This window comes from Myxococcus sp. MH1, assembly GCF_059738865.1.
Genome location: NZ_AP026947.1, coordinates 7,496,524 through 7,521,744, shown reverse-complemented (window position 1 = coordinate 7,521,744; position 25,221 = coordinate 7,496,524). Strand labels below are relative to the sequence as shown.

At 71.4% G+C, this 25,221-nt stretch carries 23 protein-coding genes; 18 read left to right on the top strand and 5 right to left on the bottom strand.

The genetic code is table 11. The features are described 5' to 3' along the window. Window positions 1-7: 7 nt before the first annotated feature. The 9 genes from AC6JA9_RS29385 (at window position 8) to AC6JA9_RS29345 (ending at window position 11,840) form a co-directional block, all read left to right on the top strand. Window positions 8-1,615 carry a sensor histidine kinase gene (locus AC6JA9_RS29385; protein ID WP_497958184.1) on the top strand — a complete coding sequence of 536 codons (1,608 nt, stop codon included), beginning with the start codon at window positions 8-10 and terminating at the stop codon, window positions 1,613-1,615. A gap of 146 nt (window positions 1,616-1,761) precedes the next feature. Next, window positions 1,762-2,349: an RNA polymerase sigma factor gene (locus tag AC6JA9_RS29380; RefSeq protein ID WP_497958183.1), complete on the top strand. Its 588-nt coding sequence runs from the start codon at window positions 1,762-1,764 to the stop codon at window positions 2,347-2,349. Then, a complete protein-coding gene (locus tag AC6JA9_RS29375; RefSeq protein ID WP_408889774.1) occupies window positions 2,346-5,339 on the top strand; it encodes a CHAT domain-containing protein in 2,994 nt (997 codons plus the stop codon). The genes AC6JA9_RS29380 and AC6JA9_RS29375 overlap by 4 nt, the downstream gene beginning before the upstream one ends. A gap of 145 nt (window positions 5,340-5,484) precedes the next feature. Next, window positions 5,485-5,676: a hypothetical protein gene (locus AC6JA9_RS29370; RefSeq protein WP_223784056.1), complete on the top strand. Its 192-nt coding sequence runs from the start codon at window positions 5,485-5,487 to the stop codon at window positions 5,674-5,676. A gap of 224 nt (window positions 5,677-5,900) precedes the next feature. Further along, window positions 5,901-6,497: an RNA polymerase sigma factor gene (locus tag AC6JA9_RS29365; RefSeq protein ID WP_223745623.1), complete on the top strand. Its 597-nt coding sequence runs from the start codon at window positions 5,901-5,903 to the stop codon at window positions 6,495-6,497. After that, a complete protein-coding gene (locus AC6JA9_RS29360) occupies window positions 6,494-9,505 on the top strand; it encodes a CHAT domain-containing protein (RefSeq protein ID WP_497958182.1) in 3,012 nt (1,003 codons plus the stop codon). The genes AC6JA9_RS29365 and AC6JA9_RS29360 overlap by 4 nt, the downstream gene beginning before the upstream one ends. Window positions 9,506-9,611: 106 nt before the next feature. Continuing rightward, on the top strand, window positions 9,612-9,785 hold the full coding sequence (locus tag AC6JA9_RS29355) for a hypothetical protein (RefSeq protein WP_153882679.1): 174 nt from the start codon (window positions 9,612-9,614) through the stop codon (window positions 9,783-9,785). Window positions 9,786-10,024: 239 nt separating this feature from the next. Next, on the top strand, window positions 10,025-10,216 hold the full coding sequence (locus AC6JA9_RS29350; protein ID WP_223745625.1) for a hypothetical protein: 192 nt from the start codon (window positions 10,025-10,027) through the stop codon (window positions 10,214-10,216). 286 nt (window positions 10,217-10,502) lie between these two features. Beyond that, window positions 10,503-11,840, top strand: coding sequence for a M24 family metallopeptidase (locus AC6JA9_RS29345; protein ID WP_223745626.1), 1,338 nt, complete (start codon window positions 10,503-10,505; stop codon window positions 11,838-11,840). 9 nt (window positions 11,841-11,849) lie between these two features. Here AC6JA9_RS29345 and AC6JA9_RS29340 read toward each other — a convergent pair whose 3' ends face one another. Both AC6JA9_RS29340 and rtcR read right to left on the bottom strand, forming a co-directional pair. Beyond that, window positions 11,850-12,752: a hypothetical protein gene (locus AC6JA9_RS29340; protein WP_497958181.1), complete on the bottom strand. Its 903-nt coding sequence runs from the start codon at window positions 12,750-12,752 to the stop codon at window positions 11,850-11,852. 164 nt (window positions 12,753-12,916) lie between these two features. Continuing rightward, window positions 12,917-14,539 carry an RNA repair transcriptional activator RtcR gene (gene rtcR, locus AC6JA9_RS29335; protein ID WP_497958180.1) on the bottom strand — a complete coding sequence of 541 codons (1,623 nt, stop codon included), beginning with the start codon at window positions 14,537-14,539 and terminating at the stop codon, window positions 12,917-12,919. Window positions 14,540-14,684: 145 nt separating this feature from the next. On the opposite strand from rtcR, the gene AC6JA9_RS29330 reads away from it, so the two are divergent. Continuing rightward, window positions 14,685-15,920, top strand: a complete 1,236-nt coding sequence (locus AC6JA9_RS29330; protein ID WP_497958179.1) for an RtcB family protein — start codon at window positions 14,685-14,687, stop codon at window positions 15,918-15,920. A gap of 132 nt (window positions 15,921-16,052) precedes the next feature. Here the strand turns inward: AC6JA9_RS29330 and AC6JA9_RS29325 are convergent, their stop codons facing one another. Continuing rightward, complete coding sequence (locus tag AC6JA9_RS29325) at window positions 16,053-16,496, bottom strand: hypothetical protein (protein WP_223745630.1); 444 nt, start codon at window positions 16,494-16,496, stop codon at window positions 16,053-16,055. 233 nt (window positions 16,497-16,729) lie between these two features. On the opposite strand from AC6JA9_RS29325, the gene rtcA reads away from it, so the two are divergent. Next, window positions 16,730-17,746 (top strand): RNA 3'-terminal phosphate cyclase, encoded by a 1,017-nt coding sequence (rtcA, locus tag AC6JA9_RS29320; RefSeq protein ID WP_248544513.1) that lies wholly within the window; start codon window positions 16,730-16,732, stop codon window positions 17,744-17,746. A 66-nt stretch (window positions 17,747-17,812) separates the two neighbouring features. On the opposite strand, the gene AC6JA9_RS29315 is transcribed toward rtcA, so the two are convergent. Continuing rightward, window positions 17,813-18,079: a S41 family peptidase gene (locus AC6JA9_RS29315; protein ID WP_223784063.1), complete on the bottom strand. Its 267-nt coding sequence runs from the start codon at window positions 18,077-18,079 to the stop codon at window positions 17,813-17,815. Between the two features lie 433 nt (window positions 18,080-18,512). On the opposite strand from AC6JA9_RS29315, the gene mutM reads away from it, so the two are divergent. The 3 genes from mutM to AC6JA9_RS29300 all read left to right on the top strand — a co-directional run bounded on the left by mutM (window position 18,513) and on the right by AC6JA9_RS29300 (window position 21,089). After that, window positions 18,513-19,367 (top strand): bifunctional DNA-formamidopyrimidine glycosylase/DNA-(apurinic or apyrimidinic site) lyase, encoded by an 855-nt coding sequence (gene mutM / locus AC6JA9_RS29310; RefSeq protein WP_408889779.1) that lies wholly within the window; start codon window positions 18,513-18,515, stop codon window positions 19,365-19,367. A gap of 96 nt (window positions 19,368-19,463) precedes the next feature. Next, window positions 19,464-19,706 (top strand): hypothetical protein, encoded by a 243-nt coding sequence (locus AC6JA9_RS29305; RefSeq protein WP_046715044.1) that lies wholly within the window; start codon window positions 19,464-19,466, stop codon window positions 19,704-19,706. A gap of 9 nt (window positions 19,707-19,715) precedes the next feature. Further along, entirely contained in the window at window positions 19,716-21,089 is a 1,374-nt protein-coding gene (locus tag AC6JA9_RS29300) for a sigma-54-dependent transcriptional regulator (protein ID WP_223745635.1), read from the top strand. Between the two features lies 1 nt (window position 21,090). On the opposite strand, the gene AC6JA9_RS29295 is transcribed toward AC6JA9_RS29300, so the two are convergent. Then, window positions 21,091-21,804, bottom strand: coding sequence for a hypothetical protein (locus AC6JA9_RS29295; RefSeq protein ID WP_408889780.1), 714 nt, complete (start codon window positions 21,802-21,804; stop codon window positions 21,091-21,093). 105 nt (window positions 21,805-21,909) lie between these two features. Here AC6JA9_RS29295 and AC6JA9_RS29290 point away from each other — a divergent pair, with 105 nt between their 5' ends. From AC6JA9_RS29290 to ruvA, 4 genes are read left to right on the top strand one after another with little or no spacing between them, the layout of a single operon-like run. Next, window positions 21,910-23,034, top strand: a complete 1,125-nt coding sequence (locus AC6JA9_RS29290; RefSeq protein WP_408889781.1) for a response regulator — start codon at window positions 21,910-21,912, stop codon at window positions 23,032-23,034. Between the two features lie 49 nt (window positions 23,035-23,083). Continuing rightward, complete coding sequence (locus AC6JA9_RS29285) at window positions 23,084-23,833, top strand: YebC/PmpR family DNA-binding transcriptional regulator (RefSeq protein WP_223745638.1); 750 nt, start codon at window positions 23,084-23,086, stop codon at window positions 23,831-23,833. A 23-nt stretch (window positions 23,834-23,856) separates the two neighbouring features. Beyond that, on the top strand, window positions 23,857-24,432 hold the full coding sequence (gene ruvC / locus AC6JA9_RS29280; RefSeq protein ID WP_408889782.1) for a crossover junction endodeoxyribonuclease RuvC: 576 nt from the start codon (window positions 23,857-23,859) through the stop codon (window positions 24,430-24,432). Next, window positions 24,429-25,037, top strand: a complete 609-nt coding sequence (gene ruvA, locus AC6JA9_RS29275; protein ID WP_141325881.1) for a Holliday junction branch migration protein RuvA — start codon at window positions 24,429-24,431, stop codon at window positions 25,035-25,037. Before ruvC ends, ruvA begins: the two co-directional genes overlap by 4 nt. Window positions 25,038-25,221 lie beyond the last annotated feature (184 nt).

Sequence of the window (25,221 nt, the reverse complement as noted above, 5' to 3'; positions counted from 1 at the left end):
TCCGTCCATGGGGCCCCTGTTCGCCTACAGCCTGGTGCCGGTCCTGTCGGTGTCGCTCCTCTTGTGTTTCACGGCCGCGCTGCGAGGCCGCGACGCCGCGGGGCTGACGCTGTACTGCCTGGCCACCGCGTTCTGGAGCGGCTCGCTGCTGCTGCTGTGCGTGCCCCAGGCCGCGTGGCTCGGTGAGCGCTTCGCCGCCAGTGGCGCCTTCACCGCCGCCGCCTTCTTCCACACCGCGCAGGACGTCTCGCGCCAGCGCTCCCCCCGGCTGGTGGTGCTCGCGTACGTCGTGGCCACCGTCGTCACGCTGGTGGGGGCGCTCTTCCCGGACGCGCTGTACGGCCCCCTGGCGATGAGGCGCGGCCCGCTGTTCTGGCCCACCATGGCGCTGTCGGTCTCCGCGGCGGGCGTGCCCCTGGTGCTCCTGGCGCGCTCGTACCGCAAGGAGACGCCCGAGCGCCGTCCGCTCCTGCGCAGCCTGGGCATCGTCGGCGCGCTCGCGTACTCGGGCGGGCTGGCCACGGCGCTGCTCCTGTCCGCCGGCTACGCGCTGCCCTTCGGGATGTACCTGGTGCTGGCCTCGTTGCTGGTGCTCGTGCACGTCATCAACGCGCACCAGCCGCCCTCCGAGCGCAGGCTCCTGGAGCGCAGCCTCGTCTACTCGGCGATGGCGGCGGTGCTGTCCGCGGGCTTCCTCTTCGGCGTGCTGACGCTGATGGCGGGCAGCGGCCAGCCCTTCCTCGCCGAGTACCGCGCGGGCGCCTTCTTCCTGCTCGCCCTGGCGGCGCTCGCCTTCGAGCCCCTGCGCCAGGGGCTCCAGGAGTGGCTGGGACGCAGGCTGCTGCGAGGGCGCGCCACGGGCACGGAGCTGGTGGCGGCGCTGGCCGAGCAGGAGACCCGCGCGGACCAGGCCGCGCGCCTGGCGGAGCTGGGACAGTTCTCCTCGGCCGTGGCCCACGAGGTGCGAAACCCGCTGGGCGTGCTCGCCGCGCAGCTGAAGCTGCTGGAGCACCAGGGCGCGGACGCGGACACCCTGGCCGGCATGCGCGAGCAGATTTCCCGCGCGGGGCACTTCGTCGACGAGCTGTTGCGTTATGGCCGGCCCCGCCCGCTGGAGCTGCGCCGGGTGGATGTCCATGCCACGGTGGCGCTGGCGTACTCCACCGCGCGACAGGGATTGGGCACCCTGGCGCCGGATGTCTCCTTTGACCTGGAGGAAGGCGAGCCCCTGGCCGTCGAGGCGGACCAATCCCAGCTCTCCCAGGTGTTTGTCATTGTCCTGGAGAATGCCTTGCTCGCGCTGGGGGAGGTCGCGCGGCCCAGGCTCCAGGTCCGCCTGTCTCAATCCGACACGATGCTCCAGGTCCACGTGGAGGACAGCGGTCCGGGCATCCCACCGGAGCTGTTGCCCCGGCTGTTCCAGCCCTTCGTCACGGGGCGGCGGCGCGAGGGTCCTCGTCCGGGGACAGGGCTGGGATTGGCCATCGCTCGAGGCATCCTGGAGCGCCACGGAGGCACCGTGCGGGCCAGCCGCTCCGAGTCGCTGGGGGGCGCATGTTTCACCCTCACGTTGCCGTTGAAGCAGCCCGCACCGCTCTCCGCCGCTGCGTCATGACACCCCGCGGGGCCGTGTCGTGTTGTCATCACAACACCCCACCTTGGACGTTCCCTCCTCATCCCAGGGGTGGCGTGTTTGTAAGAATAAGGGGGTGTCGGCAATAAAGCAGACCTGACGCGTTCTCTGGTCAAGGAGGAGGGGCAATGCGCTCGAGGCCGCGATTGAGGGTGGTGGAGCCTCCGTCAGGGGCGCCAGGCTCGGACTTCGAGGCCTTCGCCCGTCAGTATCAGCCGCTGTTGTTTGCCATTCTTCGCAAGTACTGTGTCGGGATTGAACACGAAGTGGAGGACTTGGTGCACGATGTATTGCTTCGTGCGCTCCTCCGGTGGGAGCACCTACAGCGATGGGACTGCTTCAAGCAGCGCTCTTGGCTGGGGCGGGTGGCGGAGAACTGTTTCCTGGACCGGTGTCGGCGTCGCCGCAGTGAGTCGGACCGGCTGCGGGGGCTACTCGAGCTGTCGGTGGACGCGGAGGAGCACGACGGGCTGGAGCAGGACGAGCTCTGGGGCTACGTCGGCGTGGAGGACTTGCGGTGGGCGCTGAGCTTCCTGAGCCCCACGCTGCGTCGGACGTTCGAGCTGTATCTCCAAGGGTGGTCCTACTCGCGAATCGCCCGGGAGACGGGCGTGGCGCCGGGCACGGTGGGGGCGCGGCTGCACCACGCGCGCTTGGAGCTGCGCGAGGTCTTGAGGGAGACGGCTGAGCGGCGTCGGCGGGAGCGGAGGCAATGACGGTTGATTGCAAGGACTTGCAACGCTTCCTCGATGGACAGATGCAGGCTCGGGAGCAGGGGAGGTTCCGACAGCATCTGGGGGGCTGCGGCGCGTGCGAGGCGCGCTTCCGGGAGTCGATGCAGCTCGAGCTGCTCGCGCACCTCGCGCAGGCGCAGGAGGTGGCCTCGTCGGACGCGCCCGCGCCATCGGCGCCCGCGGAGCGGCGGGCTCGGCGGACGTGGCTCCGGGGGCTGCGCGGGCTCGAGGTGTTGGTGGCGGGCGTCGCGGTGTGGATGCTCCTGCCCTTCTCCCTCCCGTGGGGCGGGGAGCAGAGCGCCTGGCTGTCCGCGGAAGGCCCTCGCGTGCTGGAGGGGCGGGTGACGTATCGGGCGGTGGATGCCCACCATCGACCGTATGTGCCGGACCGGGGGGCTGACGCGGCGCAATCGCCGGTACCCTCGCTGCCGCTGCAGGACTTGTGGCGGATGGAGGCGCGCGGAGATCTCCACGGCGTCGCCACGGCCTATCTGCTCCATGGCGCGCCCCGACAGGCACAGGCCTTCTTGAAGCGCATGCCCGCCTCGGCGGACCGGGATTGCGACCTGGCGCTGCTGGCCCTGGAGCAGGCGCGACAGGAGGGCTCGCTCGACACCCGACCGGCGCGGCTGGAGGAAGCGCTGGAGCTGCTCTCGGGGGTCCTGCGCGAGTGGCCTCGACACCCCCAGGCCCTGTGGAACCGGGCCCTGGCGTTGAGCGAGCTGGGGCTGCCGCTCCTGGCGGCCGACGCGTTCGGTGAGGTCGCCCGGTTGGGGGAGCCCGGGTGGAGCGAGGAGGCGGCGCAGCGCGAGCGCGTGCTTCGCGAGTCCACCTCGCTGCGCGCCCGGGCCTGGAAGGACGCCTACGCGTCGGTGCGGGAGCTGGTGACGGATTCGTCCGCGCCCCTGCCGCTCGCCGCGGCGCGTGAGCATCCCGGCATCCTCCGGCTCGGCTTCTACGATGCGGTGAGGGCGGCGCCCTCGCGTGAGGCGGTGCTGCGCCTGGAGCCGCTGGCGCGCGTGCTCGACGAGCGCTACGGCGGGAGCGTCCTTCGCACGTGGCTCGCGCGGGTGGCGGAGCGGGACTTCACGCACCGGGGGCCGCTCGCGCGGTTGTATGGGCGGCTCGTGATGGGCTCGCTCGCTCCGGCGGGTGAGGTGCTGGAGACGCTCCGGCGCTCGGGCGAGGAGGACTTGTACCTGGGCGCGCTGGTCCTCGCGGACGCACAGCGGCAGCCCGTCGACTCGCAGGCGGTGATTCGTCTGGCGCGTGCCTCCGGGGACCCGTGGATGCGCGTCCTCGCGGACCAGGAGCAGGCGAAGCTCTGGCAGCGCGAGGGCCAGTGGTGGAAGGCCGAGCAACGCTTGTTGGATGCGCTGGATACCTGCCAGAAGCAGGGGTTGGTGTACCGCTGCCTGGGCCTGCAGCGGAGGCTCGCCGACCTCTACCTGGACCAGCACCGCCCCGCGGAGGCCTTCCAGCACGCGTGGAAGGGGTGGGCGCGCGCGCTGGAGGCCCGGGAGTGGCGCTTCGAGCAGGAGTTCCTCCAGGAGCTGGCGGACGTGGCGCGCTACCAGCACGCGTTCACCACCGCGCGCGCGTATCTGGAGGAGTCCCTGGGCCGCATGCCGGAGGACTGCGCCCAGCGCACGCATGTGCATCGGACCGTGGCGTTGCTGGAGTGGCAGCGCTTCCGACCGGAGGCCGCGCGCGCGGCGCTGGAGCGCGCGATGGAGTGTGAGCGGCCGCTGGGGCTGACGGGCGCCTGGGTGTTGTCGGAGATGGCGCGCTCGGTGCCCCGGCCGCAGGACGGCGCGCTGCTGCGTCGGGCCCTGGCTGACTTGCGACGGGGGCCTGTCTCTCCCGGGCTGGAGTCGCTGCTGCTCGTCATCGAGGGGCAGTTCCTGCTCGCGCAACCGGGCAGCTCCGGCCGTGAGCTGGTGCATCGGGCACTGTCGATGGCGGACCTCGAGCCGGACAGCGTCGATGCGCGCAAGGCCCGCGCCTTCGGCTACTCCGCGCTGCTCTCCGAGGCGGGGCGCACGGGGGCGTGGGATGAAGCCCTGACGCTGATGGCACACGAGCTGCGTGTGGAGCCCGTGGCGCAGCGCTGCCTGCTCGCGGTGTCCGTGCAACACGAGCGGACCCTCGTCCTCGTGCGTGGGCCCTTGGGAGAGCTGAAGGGGGCGTACTCCACGGGGCGCCAGGTGCCGCTGCGCGACGAGGCCACGGGCCTGGTGCCCGCCGAGCTGGTGAAGGAGCTGTCGGGCTGCGACCACGTCGACGTGCTCACCCGTCCTCCGGTCCATGGGCTCGCGGGGTTGTTGCCGGACTCGCTCGCGTGGAGCTACCGCGTGGGGCGGGGGGCGCGGGGAGTGCCTGCTCGCACCGGGCCCTCGACCCACCTGGTCGTCACCGAGGTGGCGAGCCCGCCTTCCCTGCGGCTGTCGAGGCTGGCCCCGTTGACGCCGCCTCGCGTGCCGGACCCGTGGCGCGTGGAGCTGCGCGGCGCGGAGGCCACGGCCTCGCGCGTGCTCTCCGAGATGGCCCAGGCGTCGGAGGTGGAGCTCCACACGCATGGGCTGTTCAGCGCGTCCCAGTCGGATGCGTCCATGGTGGTGCTCGCGCCGGAGGCCGACGGCAGCTACGTGCTGACGGTCGACAAGGTCCGCCAGGCGCGGTTGAGCCACGCGCCGCTGGTGTTGCTGGCCACCTGTGGGGCCGCGAGGACGGCGCCCTTTCCCCACGAGTCCTTCAGCCTTCCCATGGCCTTCATCGAGGCGGGCGCGAGCGCGGTGCTGGCGGCGTCCGTGGAGATTCCCGACTCCGCGGGCGCCTTCTTCGAGCGGGTGCGCGAGCGCATCCGCGCGGGAGAGCGCCCCTCGGTGGCGTTGAGGGACTTGCGCGCCTCGTGGTTGCTCGAGCGCCCCGACGACGCCCGCTGGCTGTCGCGCGTGCTGCTGTTCGAGTGAGCCCGCCTCGCGGCACGCGCGCTCCCTGCCCGCTGAGATGTGGGAGGTTCAACGCAACAAGAAGGACCTGGGGCGTTTTGTTCCATGAGGACCGCGCGCTCCCGCATCCGGCGGGAGAGGGGCGAGGTCCCAGGAGCCGCGTGCCATGACGGGCAGGATGAACGAGGCGCAGTCTTCGGAGCAGCTCACCGCGACGGTGATGCTCCCGGAGGTCCACCCCCCCACTCCGGGACAGTCCTCCGACGTGGAGCCGGGTGGCGCCGGGGAGGTGGCCGTGCCGCCGCCTTCCTCCAAACCGGACGTGAGGGACCCGCCTCCGGGTGGGCCGCCGGGCTGAGCGCGTGCGCGGCCGACGGCGCGCGTTGCTCGTAGGGCATCCGAGCGGGCGTCCGAGGTGCTCGGTGTCAGTCCCACCACGTCCCGGGGCCACCCGGCCCCAGGGCCCGGAGCGATGTCCTGGAGCCACCGGAACCCAGCGTGACTGCGTCGGTTTCCAGACGACGACCCAAGGATTCCGGGTGGCTGCGTTTCGAGTGGGCGTGGAAGGAGGGCGAGGGGTCGATGAAGGACCATCGCATTGCCTCGGTGAAGCGATTCGCCGTGGCCTACAGTGCCAGCGTGGCACACGAAGGCTTCGAGGAGTTTGCTCAGCGCGTCAGGCCCATGCTCGTGGCCCTGGCGAAGCGTCTGTGCGGTCAGGGGGGCATCGACCCGGAGGACCTGGCGCAGGAGGCGCTGGTGCGCGCGCTCGTGCACCACGCGGCGTTGTCCGCGCAGCCGGAGCCCGTGTATCGCGCGTGGCTGTGCCGGGCGTTGACCAATCATTTCCTGGACCAGTGCCGCAAGCGCCGCACGGAGCTGCTGGAGCAGGAGCGCCGGGACATCCGGCTCGTGCGCGAGGACGTGGGCTCTCCCGACGCGGTGACGGGGGAGATGTGGGAGCGGATCTCCGACGCGGACCTGCTCAAGGCCATCGCCCGGCTGCCCAACGCCCGCGTGCGTGAGGCCTTCGAGCTGCACGCCAAGGGCCTGCGCTACCGGGCCATCGCCCAGCGCATGGGCGTGCCCGAGGGCACCGTGGGCAGCTGGCTGTTCCAGGCGCGCAAGGAGCTGCGCGAGCTGCTGATGCCGCTGACGGATGGCGGAGGGGACGCATGAGCCCCCCGTGTCACAAGCTGTACCTGTTCCTGGATGGTGAGCTGCCCCCGGTCGACGAAGAGAACTTCCGCCACCACCTGGCGCGCTGTCCCATGTGCGCCACGGGCCTGCACGAGGCGATGCAACTGGAGCTGCTCGGCTTCCAGGCGCTCCACGAGGAGGGGCTGCCGTCCGATGACGCGCTGACCGCCGCGCCGGAGGTGGTGTTGCCCGCGTGGCCCACGCCGCCCTGGCCCCGGCCGTCGTGGCGACAGCGGCTGCGCTCGCTGAGCCCCACGCGGCCGCGCGCCGTGCATGTCTGGGCCGTGGGAGGCGTGGCGCTGGCCGCGGTGCTGCTGGCGCTGGTGCTGGCCGTGCCGATGTCGCGCGAGGCGCCGCCCGAGGTGTGGGGCACCCATGTCGAGCAGCGAGGGCTGGAGGGGCGCGTGGCGTATGCGCGGGCGGATGGGTATCGGCGCTACGTGCCGATGCGCGCCGGGCCCGGGGCGCCGGAGTCGACGACGCCCCTGCCGCTGAGCGAGCTCGCCGAGCTGGAGGAGCAAGGAGACCTGCACGGCATCGCCGCCGCGTACCTGGTGCGGCAGGACTGGCGTCAGGCGTCGGATTTCCTGCGACGCACGCGGCCTTCCGTCGACCGCGACAGCGACCTGGCCCTCATCGCGCTGGAGCAGGGGCGGCGCGAGGAGGCGCTGGAGCTGCTGGAGGCCGTGCTGCGCGCGGCGCCGGACCATCCCCAGGCCCTGTGGAACCGGGCGCTGGTGCTGCGCGAGCTGGGGCTGTCGCTCCAGGCGGCCGAGGCCTTCGATGCGGTGGTGAGGCTGGCAGAGCCGGGCTGGAGCGAGGAGGCGCGCCTTCGCGCCACGGCGCTGCGCAGCGAGACGAACCTGCGCTCGCGCGACTTCCACGATGCCCGCGCGGCGGCGCAGAACCTCGCTTCGTTGGATGGCTCGCGCCTTCCGCTCGAGGAGGCCCGCCGCTTCCCGGGCGTGGTGCGCCTGGTCTTCTATGACGCGGTGAGGGCCGCGCCCACGCGCGAGGCGGTGCTGCGACTGCTGCCGCTCGCGCGGGTGCTGGACGAGGTCCAGGGGGGCTCCACGCTGGCCGACACCGTGAACCGCGTCTCGCTCGCGGACTTCGAGCGCCGAGGGCCCCTGGCGCGCGACTACGCCCGGCTGCTTCGCCAGGAGCACGCCGCCCCGGACGCGTTCCTGGAGACGCTGCGACGCTCCGGAGAGGACGACCTGTACCTGGGCGCGCTCGTCACGCTGGACGCGGCGGAGCGGCACCTGGACGACTTCGAGCGCATCGCGCGGGCCAGCCAGGACGCGTGGCTGGTGCTGCTGGCCGAGCGCGAGCTGTCCGTGCGCGAGGAGCGCGAGGGGCAGTGGTGGAAGGCGGAGCAGCGGCTGCGCGCGGCCCTGGCGTCCTGCACGGGGCGGGGGCTGGCGTACCGGTGCGCGACGCTGCGGCGCAGGCTCGCGGACCTCTTCGTGCGCCTGCACCGCCCGGCCGACGCGCTGGAGGAGGCTCGCGAGGGCCTGCGTCTGACGCGTGAGTTGGGCGAGTGGAACCTGGAGCAGCAGTTCCTCCAGGAGATGGCGCAGATCGCCCGCTACCGCCACAGCGCCGCCAGCGCGCGCGCGTTCCTTCGCGAGTCGCTGTCGCGCATCCCCGATGACTGCGAGCAGCGCACGTACGTGCACCGCAACCTGGCCTCCGTGGCGTGGGCGGACTTCCGTCCGGACGAGGCGCGCGACGAGCTGGAGCAGGCCACGCGCTGCGGACGTCCCCTGGGCATGCCCGGCGCCTGGGTGTTGTCCCATCTGGCCCGCCATGGCGCGCCGGTGCGCGACGAGGACCTGATGCGGCGCACGCTGGGCGAGCTGCGACGCGGCCCGCGCACGCCGGGGGAGCTGGCGCTGCTGTCCTTCCTGGAGGGCCAGTTCATGCTGGAGCGCGAGCGCGCGTCCGGGCGTGAGCTGCTGCTCGGCGCCATCGACGCGGCCCAGGCGCTCCCGTTCGACGTGGACGCGCGCAAGGCCCGCACCTTCGCCTATGGCGTGCTGGTGAGCGACGCGGGCCGCGCCGGCGCGCAGGAGCAGGTGCTGGAGCTGATGGGCCAGGCCCTGCGCGTGCCCGTGCCGGAGCGCTGCGTGCTCGCCGTGGCGGTGGACCACGAGCGCACGGTGGCCGCCGTGAAGGACTCCCAGGGGGCGCTCGTGGGCACGTACGACGACCACCGCACCGCGCCCCTGCATGCTTCCGCCGACGGGCTCGTCCCGGCGAGGCTGGTGGCGGCCCTGCGCGGCTGCGCGCACGTGGATGTGCTGGCCCTTCCTCCCGTGCATGGCCTGCCGGGCCTCCTGCCGGCGGACCTGGCGTGGAGCTACCGCGTGGGTCGCTCGGGCGTCGCCCCGGAGACGCGCGGACAGGCGGGCCATCACCTGGTGGTGACGGGCGTGGAGGCGCCCCGCTCGCTGGGCCTCGAGAAGCTCCAGCCCCTGGAGGCGCCGCGCGTCCCGGACCCGCTGCGGGTGGAGCTGCGAGGCGCGGCGGCCACCCCCTCGCGCGTGCTGCGCGAGATGGCCCAGGCGCGGGAGATAGAGCTCCACACCCATGGCCTCTTCAGCCCGGAGCTGTCGGACGCCTCGCTGCTGGTGCTGGCGCCCGAGGAGGATGGCCGCTACGCGCTCTCGGCGACGCAGGTGCGCGAGCAGCCGCTGCACGGCGCGCCCCTGGTGCTGCTCGCCGCGTGTGGCGCCGCCCGCGCCGCGCCCTTCCTCCACGAGTCGGTGAGCCTGCCGGTGGCCTTCATCGAGGCGGGCGCGCGCACCGTGCTCGCCTCCACCGGCGACATCCCCGACACCGCGGGGCGCTTCTTCGAGTCCGTGCGCGAGCGCATCCGCGCCGGAGCCCCGGCCTCCCAGGCCCTGCGCGACGAGCGCCTGGCGTGGCTGTCGCGCGAGCCCTCCGCGACCTGGCCCGCCCTCGTCCTGCTGTTCGAGTGAAGTGTCCGCTCCTCAAGGATTCCGACCCGCCACGTTCTGGTGTTGACGCTCCGCCACACGTCGCGGCGCGTCGACCTTGAACCGTCGAACCCAGGGGGAGCCTCACATGAGGAATTCGAACTCGAGGATGCCGGGCCTCATCGCCCACGAGATTCCAGATCCACCGCCGGAGCGGGACCGGGGCCTGCGCGCCCCCACGGAGGAGGCCCCCGAGGCCCTCTCCGCCAGGCCCTCCGTCCCGCAGCCTCCCGCCAGCCCCGCTGTCAATCCGGAGCGGTGAAACACGTCTCAGGGGTGACATGACTCTCCCGATTTTCCGGTGAGTTGCATGTTTTGCGGGCGTTTCTCGTGAGGAGGAGCGCCCGTTTTATTTCACCGCGAAACACTCAAGAAAAAGGGCTCGCCGCGTATTTCAGATGGAAGACGGCGGCGGCGGGGAGTGGAGCTGCATCGACTGCATCGCGACAGGGGGGAGTGATGTTCCGATGTGACGCGAGGGGCCAAGGGGAGTCTCACGGGATGTGGGCGCCGGAGGAGCGGGGCGCGGGCGGCGGGAGCTGGGGGGCGTTGGCGGAGGGTGAGGGACGGGAGCTGGGCGGGGGGCGGTGCCGGGGGGGCGCTTCTTCTGAAGAGGATGAGCCGCAGCGGGAGGCGCGTGACGCGGAGCTCCTGCTGGACGACGACCTGGATTTCCAGATCGCCAGCTACTGAGATTTTGGCGCGAGGGTTTGGGAGCGCTTCACACGGGCAGGCGGCGTCGGGGGACGACCGTCGCCTCTGACGGATGGCGTCGTGAAGGTGGGGGAGACGACGCGAATGACTCCAGGTCGTGGGGGGGCGTCATCCGGGAGGGCCTGCGTGGTGCGTGGTGGAGGAAGGGGCAGTCCGCGCCCCAGGTCCTCCGCCTCCGGAGTCTCCAAGGGCTCCGGAGGTGGGGGACTTCGGTGAGTGCCGTCTGGGCGATAGGGTGTGGCTCCTGCTCGACTCGGAGTCCCCAATGACCCTGCTGAAGTGGGCGGCCCTGCCGCTCCTGTTGTTGTCCGCGTGTTCGACGTCCCGGTGTGCCCAAGCCCGGGACGAGAAGCCCCGGCTGTTGCCCATGTCCCAGCAGATTGCGCTGCGGGAGGGCTGGCTGCGGAAGCGCCACGACATGTTGCTGGAGATGATGCGCCGCCATGGCGTGGGCATGTGGATTGTCGTCAACGAGGAGTTCCATGACGACCCGCTGACGCAGTACGTGGCGCCGCCGCGCCCGTACGCCGGCAACCGTGACGTCTTCGTCTTCGTGGACGCGGGGGCCGAGGGGCTGCGGCGCGTGGCGCTGACGGGCTACGCGGAGGAGGCGGTGCTCCAGTTCTTCGAGACGCCCGAGGAGGGCAAGTCCGGGCCGGAGTTCCTGGCGGAGCTGGACGCGCGCCACCAGCCGAAGGCGATTGCGCTGGGCATCGACGGCAAGCGGGGCGTGACGCGCAGCCTGACGCGGGACGGGTATGCGTGGATTCTGGAGGCGCTCGGGCCGAAGGCGGAGGCGCGCTTCGTGAGCGCGGCGCCGCTCATCGAGGAGTACCTGGACTCGCGGCTGCCCGAGGAGTGGGAGCACTACCAGGGGCTGGTGGAGCTGACGGACGAGGTGGTGAAGGAGGCCTTCTCGTCGAAGGTGGTGGTGCCGGGGAAGACGACGGTGGGGGACATCCGCCGGTGGCTCTACGACAGGCTGTGGGCGCTGGGCGTGAGCACGTGGTTCCAGCCGGACATGCGCGTGCAGCGCAAGGGCGGGGTGAACTCCAAGTCGCGCGGCTTCCTCGCGGTGACGAAGGAGGAGGTCGTCATCGAGCGTGGGGACCTCATCCACGTGGACTTCGGCATCAGCTACCTGGGGCTGCATACCGACTGGCAGAAGATGGCCTATGTGCTGCGCGAGGGGGAGACGGACGCGCCCCAGGGCTTGAAGCAGGCGCTGGCGAACACGAACACGCTCCAGGATGTGTTGATGCTGGAGGCGTCCCGGCCGGGGCGCTCGTCGGCGGATGTGTATGACGCGACGATGGCGAGGATGGACGAGCTGGGCATCACGGCGCAGGTCTACAGCCATCCGCTGGGCAACCAGGGCCACGCGCTGGGCGCGTCCATCGACTTCCGCTCGGCGACGCGCAAGGAGGCGCCGAAGCTGCTGCGCGAGGGCTCGTACATCGCCATCGAGCTCAACACGTCCACGCCGGTGCCGGAGTGGGACGGGCAGAAGGTCGCGGTGATGGAGGAGGACCCGGCCTATCTCACGCAGGAGGGCTGGAAGTTCTTCGTGCCCCGGCAGGAGGCCTTCTACCTCATCAAGTAGCGGGCCCTGTCAGAAGCCGACGCCGAGCCCCAGGCCCAGCGCCCACATCCGTGATGCGCTGGGCGCGGGGTGGGCCCGGGGGGCGCCCAGGTCGATGCGTACGCCCGCGCGGGCGAAGGCGGGCCCCAGGCGGACCCGGACGAAGGGCTCCAGCGAGACACGGGAGTCCTCTTTGTCCCAGGTCGCCTCGGTGAGGTGGGGCGTGACGACCTGCACCCGCGCGCCGGGCTCCAGCATGCCGAGCCCGAGCGCGGCCTCCAGGCTGGCCTGCGCGACGAAGTGCGTGTCCCTCGCCGTGCGGGAGACGGGGATGAGCATTCCCAGTGCCACGTCCGCGCGGAGCTGGAAGCCAGGCAGGTCCAGGCCCACGGCCATGGGCAGCACGACGGAGGTGGTGTCGAGCGCCCACAGCCACGGGTCCGCGAGCCCGCGCACCGCGGCGGCGGTGGTGTAGTTGGCGTCTTGTGTCTCCGGCCTGCGCGCGTCGAGCTCGTCGGCGTCCTGATGGCGGGCCAGGGGCACGGCGACGCCCACGCCCATGCGCACGAAGACGGTGTCATCGACGAAGGCGCGGACGTTGTGCAGGCCGACGAGCAGGTTGGAGGAGCCCAGGTGGCTCCTGCGTCCCTCGATGGCGCCGGCGGGGTCCACCGAGGTGTAGGGCAGTCCCCAGTCGAGCCGGAGCTGCGAGTGCTCGGAGAGCCGGAAGCCGGCGGCGAGCATGGGCGAGGCATGCCGGGTGGAGACCTGCCGCAGCCGAGGCGCGGAGGAGAGGGTGACGGACGTGGCGAGGAAGTGGTCCGGCTCCCGCACCTGCGCTTCCGCGCTCCGCCCCAGCAGGAGGAGGACGATGGCGATGAGCCACGTGCCTGTCCGGCGACAGGAGTCGAGGTGGAGCTGCGGCGTGGACATGGCGGTGCTTTCGCGTCGAAGGTCCGTCCGGCTCACGGCCCCCCATTGCCTTCAACACCGATGAAGACGCGCTCCGTCACCGTCCTTTGCGTGGCCCGTGCTTTTTTCCGGCGGGTCGACTCCAACGGTCGTGGAAACCCCCGAGGGCCACCCGCCGCGTCGAGTCAGCTCACATCGGCCCAGGTCAGGCCGAAGCGCGCCAGGTACTTCTTCAGTCGGTCCGCGTCGTTGACGCTCGACTTGCGAGCACGGGACTGAGCGAACAGCACGCGCCCGGCCTCCGAGAGCGAGCGGCTTCCCTGGCACACGCCCAACACGTCCGCGAGCTGCACGCGGTCGAACCGGTCCAGCTCCGCGGCGAGCTCTTCACCGAGCACCTCCGCGACCCGGTCCTCGCCGCTCATGGATGACACAGGGCCCGAGCGGGTACTGCCTGTCCGCCACTGCGCGCGCAGGCGCTCCAGTTCCTCGTCCACGACCTCGCGGGTGATGCGCCCCCCGGGCGCGAGCGTGGCCATGCGCAGCACCGCGGCGTTGAGGTCCCGGAAGTTGCCCGACCAGCGCGCATCAGGAGAGGTGGCGAAGCGCAGGAAGCGCTCCTGGGCCTCCTTGTTCAGCGTGATGCGCGCGCCCATCGCCTCCGATGCCCGGTCCAGCTCGTAGAGCAGGTTCGGCGGGATGTCCTCGGGGCGCTCACGCAGCGCGGGCAGTCGGAAGGTCCACAGGTTGATGCGCGCGAGCAGGTCCTCGCGGAAGCGCCCGCGCTCCACCTCGGTCTGCAAGTCCCGGTTGGTGCCGGCGATGAGCTGGAAGTCGCTCTCCACCTCCTTGTCCGAGCCCACCGGCAGGAACCGCTTGTCCTCCAGCGCGCGCAGCAGCATGGCCTGCTCGTCCGCGCCCAGCTCTCCAATCTCATCGAGGAACAGCACGCCGCCGTTCGCCTGCCGCAAGAGTCCAGGCCGGTCCTGCAGCGCGCCGGTGAACGAGCCCTTCACATGTCCGAAGAGCGCGGACATGGCGCCGTCACCGCGCAGCGTGGCGCAGTTGAGGTCCACGAACGGTCCGCTCACCGTGCCGCGAGACTTCTTCAGCGTGTAGACGCGGCGCGCGAGCTGCGACTTGCCCGCGCCCGTGGGACCGGTGATGAGCAGCGGCGCGCGCGAGTGGCTCGCCACCTGTTCGATGCGCTCGATGATGTGGTTGAACGCCGCGTTGCGCGTGTCGATGCCCGCCTTGAGGTACGACAAGCCCTCGCGCTGCTCACGCTGGAAGCGCGCCGCCAGCGTGTCGTAGCGCGACAGGTCCAGGTCGATGAGCGTGTTCGTCCCCGCGCCCGCCTTGTCGCGAGGGTCCGGCGACAGCTGCACCAGCCGCCCCGGAATCAGCCGGCTCTCCACCAACAGGAACATCGAGATCTGCGCGATGTGCGTGCCCGTGGTGATGTGGACGAGGTAGTCCTCCTCCTCGGGGTTGAAGCTGTACCCGCGCACGTAGTCGAGCAGCGCGCCGTACGTCTCCTCCAGGTCCCACGGGTTGCGGATGTCCAGCAGCGTGGTGCGCACCGTGGTCTCCGGCGACACCTGTCGGATGTCCGCCACCACCGTCGCCGCAATCTGTGTGGCCGCCGGCGGGTGCAACAGCTCCAGCCGGTGCACCACCAGGTCCTCCTGTTGGCACAGCGCCACCGTGGGCCGCCACTTCATCCACCGGTTCGGGCCCTGCCCCGTGTCGAGCGTCGTCCCGAGCATGCCCAGGACCACCGTCTGTCGTGCGCGCTTCTTCGCCATCAGGATAGGACTTTATCCGAACAGATACGCCACGCCAGGGCCCACCGGGCGCTCCCCTCTGGAGCGGGCCTGGCACGCCGGCTGCTCTAGGTCCCTGCGTGCCCGGGAAACAGAGCCCAGGGCGAACGACCGAAAGGTGAAGGCCATGGAGCGCAACAAGGTGAACTACGAGGTGCTGTCGGACGAGGCGGGTCGCCCCATCAAGTCGTGGACCGTGGGCGTGCCGTTCGAGGACGAGGCCAAGAAGCAGCTCCGAAACCTCCGTGGCCTGCCCTTCATCCACAAGTGGATCGCCGCGATGCCGGACGTGCACCGTGGGTTCGGCGCGACGGTCGGCAGCGTGGTCCCGACGGTGGGCGCGGTGGTGCCGGCTGCGGTGGGGGTGGACATCGGGTGCGGAATGATCGCGGTGCGCACGACGATGCGCGCGGATCAGCTCCCCGACTCGCTGCGTGGGGTGCGCTCGGCCATCGAGCGGGCGGTGCCGCATGGCCGCTCGGACAACGGCGGCCGTAACGACGTCGGCGCGTGGCGCGTGGCTCCGGCCTCCCACCAGAAGGAGTGGGCGCGTCTGATGGAGGGGTATGACCGCATCGTCGCCAAGCACCCTCGCATCGGCCGTGGGCCGGACCTGGGACACCTGGGTACGCTCGGCACGGGAAACCACTTCATCGAGCTGTGCCTGGACGAGTCGGATGCCGTGTGGCTGATGTTGCACTCCGGTTCGCGCGGCGTGGGTAACCGCATCGGAAGCCACTTCATCGAGCTGGCGAAGGAGGACATGCGCCGCTGGTTCATCCACCTGCCCGACGCGGACCTGGCGTACCTGCCCGAGGGCTCCGAGCACTTCGATGACTACGTCTTCGCGGTGAGCTGGGCGCAGGACTACGCGGCGACCAACCGCGAGCTGATGCTGCGTGGCGCAATCGAGGCCCTGCGGCTGAGCGGTGAGCTGCCTCCGTTCGAGCTGTCCGACGCGGCGGTGAACTGCCACCACAACTACGTGGCGCGTGAGCACCACTTCGGGAAGAACTGCTTCGTGACGCGCAAGGGCGCGGTGCGGGCGCGCGAGGGTGACCTCGGCATCATCCCCGGCAGCATGGGGGCGCGCTCGTTCATCGTCCGCGGGAAGGGGAACGCGGACAGCTTCCACTCCTGCAGCCACGGCGCGGGCCGGGTGATGTCGCGTGAGGCGGCGAAGAAGCGCTTCACGCTGGAGGACCACGCGAAGGCGACCGCGGGCGTCGAGTGCCGGAAGGACGCCGAGGTGATTGACGAGACGCCGGCGGCGTACAAGCCCATCGACGCGGTGATGGCGGCGCAGTCGGACCTGGTCGACGTGGTCCACACGCTCAAGCAGGTCGTCTGCGTGAAGGGGTAGGCGGTACCACCCCGACTCCTGCACGCGAGGTGACCATGCCGGGATGACGACATCGAGGCGCCCGCTCCCCCCAAGAGGCCGAAAGGCCGCCAGAGTGGGGGAGCGGGCGCCGCTATTTCAGGGCAGGGCGCTTCAGCGCGAGCGGCCCTGACACCAGCCTGAGGAGCTGCACGTGCGCATGCCGTCGCACTGACACGCGCTCCAGCAGCGGTTGGAGCCGCCCGGGTTCCAGGCCTCGTTCCAGTAATAGCTGGGGCTGGTGCAGCTCACGGCGGGGCGCGCGGTGCCCTGGCACCAGCCGGAGGAACTGCAGGTGCGCATGCCGTCACATTGGCAGCTGTTGGTGCACCGGTTGGGGCCGCCGGGGTTGCGGCCCTCGTCCCAGTAGTAGTTGTAGAACTGGCACTGCGACTGCTCCTGGGACGTCACCTCGAGCGCCGAGTCCTCGGGCGGAGCGGACTGCGTCTCCTGGGCGGGAGCCTCCAGGGTGTCCGGGCCGCACGCGGACGTGAGGACCATGAGCAGCGCCGCGAGGGGGACCATCAGATTGCGAGCAATGAGACTGCGAGAGACCACGACTGCCTCCAATGCAAGACACGCTTCCGGAGTGAGCGCCTCGGAAGCGCAGCTCGTGTAAGGCCTGGCGGAGCCGCTCGGTGGCTTTTCTGGAGGAGCGCTGGGTTGTGGATGCTTCGGGTGTTGACTGACACCGCGCGTGGCCGATAGCGGGCCAGGGTGCGGGGCGTGCTCGCGCATGTCAGATTGCGCGGGTGGGGCCGTGAGGCGTGGGAAGACGGGAGAGACGAGACATGCTGCGCATCGATGGTTCCAAGGGAGAGGGCGGCGGCCAGGTGCTGCGCACGTCGCTGGCGTTGTCGCTGGTGACGGGGACGCCGTTCACGATGACGAACATCCGCGCGGGCCGCGCGAAGCCGGGCCTGTTGCGACAGCACCTGACGGCGGTGAAGGCGGCCGAGGCGGTGGGCGCGGCGGAGGTGTCCGGCGCGGAGCTGGGCTCGCGAGAGCTCACGTTCCATCCGCGCGCCCTGGCCGCGGGCAACTACCACTTCGCGGTGGGCACGGCGGGCAGCGCGACGCTGGTGTTGCAGACGGTGTTGCCCGCGCTGCTGGCCGCGAAGGCGCCGTCCACGCTGATGCTCGAGGGCGGGACGCACAACCCGGCGGCGCCGCCGTTCGACTTCCTGGCGCGGGCCTACCTGCCGCTGTTGCGGCGCATGGGCGCCGACGTGGCGGCGACGCTGGACCGGCCCGGCTTCTTCCCGGCGGGCGGCGGGAAGTTCCGCGTGGACGTGCGGCCCCAGGCATTGAAGCCGCTCTCGCTGATGTCGCGTGGGCGGGTGCTGCGCCGCGAGGCGAAGGCGGTGGTGTCGATGATTCCCTTCGACGTGGCGAAGCGCGAGCTGGAGACGGTGGGCTCGCTCCTGGAGCTGCGTCCCGACCAGCTCCGTCCGGAGGAGTTGAAGCGCGGACAGGGGCCCGGCAACGCGCTCGTGGTGGAGGTGGAGAGCGAGCACGTGACGGAGGTCTTCACGGGCTTCGGGGAGCGAGGCAAGCGCGCGGAGACGGTGGCGGAGGAGGTGGCCGCCGAGGTGAAGCGCTACCTGAACGCGGAGGTGCCCGTGGGCGAGCACCTGTGTGACCAGTTGCTGCTCTTGTGCGCGCTCGCGCGGGGCGGGGAGTTCCGCACGCTGCCCCTGGATGGACACGCGCTGACGCAGTTGGAGACGATGGCGCACTTCCTGGATGTGAAGGTGGACGTGGGCGAGGTGGACCGCGACGTCCGCGACGTGGTGGTCCGCGGCTGATGCGCGCGCCGCTGGGGCTCCAGGCCTTCGTGGCACCTGGAGCCCTCGGCGTTCACCGCGCCGTCGTCACTGGCCGGTGTGCAGGAACTGGATGGCGCGCAGCAGCTCCGGGTCGGTCCCGTGGGCGATGTCCTGGAGGGTGGGCGCGACCTCGATGTGAGGGACGATGCCCACGCCGTGGAAGCGGGACTGGTCGGGGAAGAGAATCCCCATGCCGGTGAAGCTGACGGCCATCTGCCCGGGCAGCAGCAGTCGGGTGACGTTGCCGTTCGTCCCCGCGCTGCGCCGGCCAATCACCGTCACGCGCCGGGCGCCGGTCATCATGAACGACATGTCTTGGAAGACCTCCGAGACCCGGCCGGAATGGCTCATCAGGTCGCGCGAGTAACGCAGCCCCACGCGTCGCGATATCTCCCGCCAGGGGCGGCGCTTCACGCGACAACTATTTCCGAATCATCTCGTCGGCCGACGACCTGAACCCGGGAGGTGTTCCGTACTGGATTCCGAAGGCCTCGGGCCCGCGGTTCGATAGCGCGTTCCCGGCGCGTTCGTTCATCCGAAGGTCACCGGCAGGGTGCGCTCGAAAACGGGAGCGACTTCCTCGAGGAGCCTTCGATTCCGTGTCGTGGGCGGCGGGCGGCGAGCACTCGCGCCGACCCTGCTTCGTCTGGCGGGGACCCGGGCGAGCGGGCTCCGCCCATCGTCATGTGACTGGCGCAGCGCCTTCCTCGCACGACAGTAAGGAGGACGGAGGTCGTGAGACGGGATGGCCGAGGTCCCCGAAGTCGAAATCATCACACGAGACCTGCGGCAAGCGGTTCTCGGCCGGCGGATCGCCGACGTCGAGGTGCTCGCGCCCGCGGCGGTCCGCTTCCCCTCTCCGGAGGACTTCGTCACGGCGCTCCGGGGCCGGCGAATCGTCGACGCGCGGCGACGGGCCAAGTTCATCCTGTTGGGGCTCGATGACGGACAGACGCTCGCCCTCCACTTCATGCTCTGGGGCGAGCTGTCATTGCGGCCAGGCGGCGCCGAGCGCCCCTCCGAGACGCTCGTCGTCCTGACGTTGGAGGACGGCGAGGCGCTCCACCTCACTGACACGCTGGGCTACGCGCGCGTGGCGGTGGGGCCCACGGCGGAGCTGTCCGCGAGGCTGAAGCTCGAGGAGCTGGGGCCGGAGGTCCTCGACCCGGCCTTCACGCCCGAGTTGCTCGCGCGCCGTCTCGGTCGACGCAGGAGCCCGCTCAAGACGGTGCTGCTCAACCAGCGCATCATCGCCGGGCTGGGCAACCGCGACGCGGACGAGAGCCTGTGGCGCGCGGGACTCGACCCACGGCGTCTGGTGACCTCGCTGTCTCGCGACCAGGTGTCACGGCTGCACCAGGCGATGCGGACCGTGCTCGAGGAGGGGCTCGCGCTGCGAGGCACGCAGCGGGACCTGTTCGGCGTGAAGGGCCAGGCGAAGCATCGGCGCAACGTCTTCGAGCGCACCGGCGCCCCCTGTCCGAGCTGCGCCACCCCCATCACCCACGAGCGCGTCGGCGGGAGGAACACGCACTGGTGTCCCCGCTGTCAGCCCGAGGAGGGCACCGCCACGGGGCCGACCCAGGGCGTCCTCTGGTAGGGCGCCCATCGCCCGGGCTTCTCGTGCATGGCAGCAGGGCTTGTCCCCGGCACGCCCCCGCTGCGCTTCCCGCCGCCACGCTGTTATGAAGTGGCTGTGTCCGACGTCCCCGCGCCCGCACCGTCCGAGCTCGACTCCGCGCTGGCCCGCGCCAGTGAGGAGCTGGGCTTTCCCAGCTACTACCAATCCTGTGTGCGCCCGCTGCTGCGCAACCCGGAGGGCCGCTGGCCCCGCTGCTGTGGCGGCGGCTGCGAGCCCTGCGCCCAGACGCTCATCCAGGTGGCCCTGAGGACCCTGGAACTCTTGGGCACCCCGCGCCAGGCGCCGCTGCCGGACTGAGCACTCATCATGGCCCCCGCCCAGCCGCTGCTGCTCGTCGACGACGACGCCGCCTTCCGCAAGGTCTACGGCCGCCTGCTGCGTGACGCGGGCTACGAAGTGGTGGAGGCCGGCGACCGTCCCTCCGCCCGCGCCGCCTTCGACGCGCGCGACTTCCCCCTGGTCCTGCTGGACTTGATGCTGCCGCCGGATGGCAGCGTCTCCGCGGGCCTGGAGGGACTGGCGGCGCTGCTCGATGCGCGGCCCGGCGCCAAGGTCATCGTCGTCTCCGGCGCGGGCGACACCCGCCACTCGCTCGAGGCCATCCGCCTGGGCGCGCATGACTTCCTCACCAAGCCGGTGGACCCGGACGTGCTGCTCGTCGTCGTGCAGCGCGCGCTCGCCCGCGTGACGCTGGAGCGGCGCGTGGAGACGCTGCGCACGTCCCTGGAGCGCGCCTCGGCGGACGCGGCGATGGTGGGGCAGAGCGCCGCGTTCCTCGCCGCCGTGTCGCTGGCCGAGCGCGTGGCCGCCAGTGATTTGCCCGTCCTCGTCACGGGCGAGAACGGCACGGGCAAGGAGCTGCTCGCGCGCACCGTGCATCTCAAGAGCCGCCGCCACGCGGGGCCCTTCATCCCGGTCAACTGCGGCGCGCTGCCGGAGACGCTGCTGGAGAGCGCGCTCTTCGGCCACGTGAAGGGCAGCTTCACCGGCGCCACGAAAGACCACCGCGGACTCTTCGCGGAGGCGGACGGCGGCACGCTGTTCCTCGATGAGCTCGGGGACATGACGCCCTCGCTCCAGGTCAAGGTGCTGCGCGCGCTGGAGACCGGAGACCTCCTGCCGGTGGGCGCGGACCGCCCCGTCCACGTGGACGTGCGCCTCGTCACGGCCACGCACCGTGACCTGGGCCGCATGCTCCAGGAGGGCACCTTCCGCGAGGACCTCTACTGGCGCGTCAAGGGCGTGGAGGTCCGCCTGCCGCCGCTGCGCGAGCGCGCCACCGACCTGCCGTTGCTCGCCAAGCACTTCCTCAACCAGTGCGCGCACCTGTGTCCGGATGGCCGGGCGCGGCTGCTCTCGGACGCCGCCGCGGAGGCGCTCGCCGCGCACGCGTGGCCCGGCAACCTGCGCGAGCTGCGCCACGAGATGCAGCGCGCGTCCGTGCTGGCCGGAGAGCGTCGCGAGCTCCAGCCCGAGGACCTGTCCTTCACCGGCAGCGAGCGGCCACGCGCGAGCACGTCGGGCGGCACCACCCTGGCCGCGAAGGTGGAGGCGCTGGAGCGCCGTGAAATCGAGAGCGCGCTGGAGCGCTGTCACAACAACCGCACACACACCGCGGAGGCGCTCGGCCTGTCGCGGCAGGGGCTGCTCAAGAAGCTGGAGCGCTACGGCCTGACGTGAGTCAGAACAGGCGCGCCCCCAGGCCCGCCTTCACGCCCCAGCCCAGCCGCGTGTCGGAGAGGCCCACGCGCTCGCGGAACGTCTCCAGGCCCAGCTGCCCCGCGAGCAGGATGGACACGTCGTTGCCCAGGTACACCTCCACGCCTCCGCCGCCGAGCACCTGCGCGCGCCGCGACTCGGACTTGGAGAGGCCCACGTCCACGGGCACGTCGACCAGGCCCAGGAGGGTCACCGTCTCCGCCACCCGCCAGCCCACCACCAGCCCGGGCGACAGGCGCAAGAGCACACCCGAGAAGTTCTGGTCGTCCATGTACGTGGAGCCGGAGTTGAACACCACGCCCAGCCCCAGCGTGGGCGCCATGGACACCGTGCCGTTGTCCATCACCTTCACCCGGCCCACCAGCTCCAGCGCCGCGGACAGCTGGAACCAGTTGAAGCGCGCCCGCGCCTCCAGCTCCAGCAACGACAGGCCCTGGCGGAAGCCCACGCCCAGCTCCGGCGCGCCCGCGTAGCCGTACACCGCCGTCACCCCGGCTGGCAGCGTCACCGGCGCAATCACCGCGCCCAGCCGGTCCTCCGCGGACTCCATCGCCGTCTGCTCCACGCTGACCGAACCCGCCTCCCCCGGTTGCCCGGGGGCGCCCTGCTGGGCAAAGGCGGCGGAGGCCAGGAGCAGTGTGGACACCAGGACGGAGCGAGGGCTCGAGCGCGTCATGCCGCGCACCCTACCGCGCCAGGGAGGTGACGGAAACCCAACGATTCCGAGGACTTGTGTCCAGGTTGCGAAGTTGTCGAACTTCGCTGGAATAATTCGTTATCCATGGCTGCCGCGCTTCCTCATCTCCCCCTGTCGAGCTCTTCCGAGGACCCGGTGCCCTCGGAGGTGGGCTCGCGCCGTCGCGGAGGGCGGAGCCGGGCGCGGGTGCTGCTGGTGGACTCGGACGCGCCCGCGCAGTCGGCGCTGGCGGTGGCCCTGGTGGAGGCGGGCTTCGAGGCGCTGCTGGTGGGCGACGTGCGCGGCGCGCTGGAGGCGCTGGCCTCGGAGGAGCCGTTGCCGCGGCTGGTCATCGCCGAGGTGGAGTTGCCGGACGGTGACGGCTTCAGCCTGTGCGGACAGCTCCGCGCGGACGCGCGCACCTCTCGCGTGCCGGTGTTGCTGCTGGCCCGGCGCGAGGAGGAGTTCCACCGGGACCTGGCCGCTGGCGTGGGCGCGGACGACTACCTGGCGCGGCCGGTGGACGTGGAGGACGTGGTGGCGCTGGCGAGGCTCAAGTCGGAGCGGGCCACGGGCGAGTCCACCTTCGAGTCCCACACCGCGCGGCTGCCGCTGACGAAGGTGACGCGGGCGCTGCTGTCGGGCGTGCGCTCCGGGCGGGTGGTGCTGGCGGAGGGCGAGGGCTGGTTCTCGTTCCGGCACGGGCTGGTGGTGGACGCCATGTTCCACGGCGTGCGCGGCAGCCTCGCGTTCCGGAGGATGCTGGGCTTCGCCCACGGCGACTACGCGGTGGCGCTGGGGCCGGAGCTGCACAAGGGCTCGTTCACCATGGACCGGGCCTATCTGTGCGAGACGGTATTGCCGGCGCTGGAGCGCTTCGAGGCGCTCAGGGCGCGCGGCCTGCCGCTGGCGTCGCGGCTCACGGTGGACTTCGCGCGGCTCGCGCGGGAGCTCTCCACGCTGCCCGAGGACGTGGGCGTGCTGGTGAGGCTGTTCGATGGACGACGCACGGTGCGCGCCGTGCTGCTCGAGTGCGACTTCCCGGAGGTGGTGACGTACGAGGCGGCCACGCGGCTGTTCGCGCTGGGCGTGCTCGTCCCCGCCTGCCTCATGGAGGAGCGCGAGCGCGGGGCGGGCTCGGGCGACGTGCCCGGCTTCTTCGAGCCCCTGCCCTCGGTGGAGCCCGGGGCCAGCGTGACGGAACCGGACGCGGACCGACGAGGGGTTTGACTCCGCGCCCCGGGCTGGGAGACAAGGCCGCCACGAGGCGACACCTTCCATGTCCGGTCACAATCGGTGGTCGAAGATCAAGCGCCAGAAGGCCGCGATGGGCGCGACCAAGGGCAAGCTCTATTCGAAGGTCATCAAGGAGATCACCGTCTCCGCGAGGCTCGGAGGAGGAGACCCCGCTGGCAACGCGCGCCTGCGCGTGGCGCTGGGCCTGGCCCGCGACGCCAACATCCCCAAGGACACCATCGAGCGCGCCATCAAGAAGGGCACCGGTGAACTGGAAGGGGAGAGCTACGAAGAGGTGATGTACGAGGGCTACGGCCCCGGCGGCGCGGCCGTGCTCGTCGAGTGCGTCACCGACAACCGCAACCGCACCTCCGCGGACGTGCGCTCCGCGTTCGGCCGTCACGGCGGCAACCTGGGCGCCGAGGGCGCGGTGGCCTGGATGTTCCAGAAGAAGGGCGTCGTCACCGTCAAGCCGGGCCCCTCCGAGGACACGGTGCTGGAGAAGGCGCTGGAGGCGGGCGCCGAGGACGTGGTGCCCCAGGGCGCGGAAGGCTTCGAGGTGCGCTGTGCGCCGGCGGACCTGCACACGGTGGCCACGGCCCTGGAATCCGGGGGCCTTCCGCTGGGCGAGCAGAAGTGGGTGTATCTGCCGCAGAATACGCTCCAGCTCGACGGCGACAACGCCAGGAAGATGCTCAAGCTGATGGACGCGCTCGACGAGAACGACGACGTGCAGAACGTGCACGCGAACTTCGAGATCGAGGAGTCCCTGATGGAGTCCTTGTCGCAGTAGCGGCGGGTGGAACGGAGTCAACGGTGCGCGTCCTCGGTGTGGACCCCGGCAGCCGCTTCATGGGCTACGGCGTGGTGGAAGAGAAGCGGGGCCGCCTGGTGCACGTGGGCCACGGCGTCATCAAGGTCGACGAGAGCGCGCCCCTGTCCTTCCGCCTGAAGGAGCTGCACGCGGCGCTCAGCGCCCAGCTGGCGCACTTCCGTCCGGCGGCGGTGGCAGTGGAGGGGGTGTTCACCTTCCGCAACGCGCGCAGCGCGCTGGTGCTGGGACACGCGCGCGGCGTGGCGCTGCTGGCGGCGGCCCAGGTGGCGCTGCCCGTCTTCGAGTACCCGCCCGCGAAGGTGAAGAAGTCGGTGGGCGCCGGCGGCGCGGACGGCAAGGACGCCGTGTCGCGCATGGTGAAGACGTTGCTGGGGCTGCAGGCGGTGGACCTGGGGCGCGCGGACGCGAGCGACGCCCTGGCCGTGGCCCTGTGCCACCTCAATCACGGCCGGTCCGCCATTCCCACGGCGGGCCCGACCACGAAGAAGCGCAAGGGCGCCGCGGCGCTGCTCGCGGACAGGCTGGCGCCGTCCTATCGGCGTCCGGAGGCGGGATGATTGCTCGGTTGCGGGGAGTGGTGCTGGAGAAGGACGCCGAGGACGCCGTCATCGACGTGCAGGGCGTGGGCTACCGGGTGAACCTCTCCACCCTGTCGCTGGGCAAGCTGCCCCCGGAAGGCCAGCCGGTGGAGGTGCGCATCCGCACCGTGGTGCGCGAGGACGCCTTCGAGCTGTTCGGCTTCCTCTCCAAGGCCGAGGAGGACGTCTTCCTGCTGCTCAACGGCGTCTCCCGCGTGGGCCCCCGCATGGCGCTGGGCGTGCTGTCCGGCATGGAGGTGCCGGAGCTGGTGGCGGCCCTGTCCCGCGGCGAGGTGGCCCGGCTGGCGAAGATCCACGGCGTCGGGAAGAAGACCGCCGAGCGGCTGGTGCTGGAGCTCAAGGACAAGATGAAGAACGTCCACCTGGAGGCGGTCTCCCGGGGCACCGCCCCCGCACCTGCCAGCGCCACCCAGTCCGACCTGGTCTCCGCCCTGCTCAACCTGGGCTACAAGCCCCCGCAGGCGGAGAAGGCCGCGGAGCTCGCCACCAGCCGGCTGGGCGCCGACGCTTCCTTCCAGGACCTGTTCCGCGAAGCCCTCAAGTCCCTCCGGGCAGGGGGCTGATGCCTTCCGGACAGCCTCGTCCCCGGGTGTAGCCGGGAGGCCAATTCAAGACCTCCCTGGACAGCCCGCACAACCGTTTCTCCTCTAAGAAATCGAAACGGTCCGAGGTCCGACGGGCCCGGTGTCCTCCGCGTGGCACCTGTTGGCCTACGTCGCAGCATGGCGGACACCCTGAGCCTCCCGG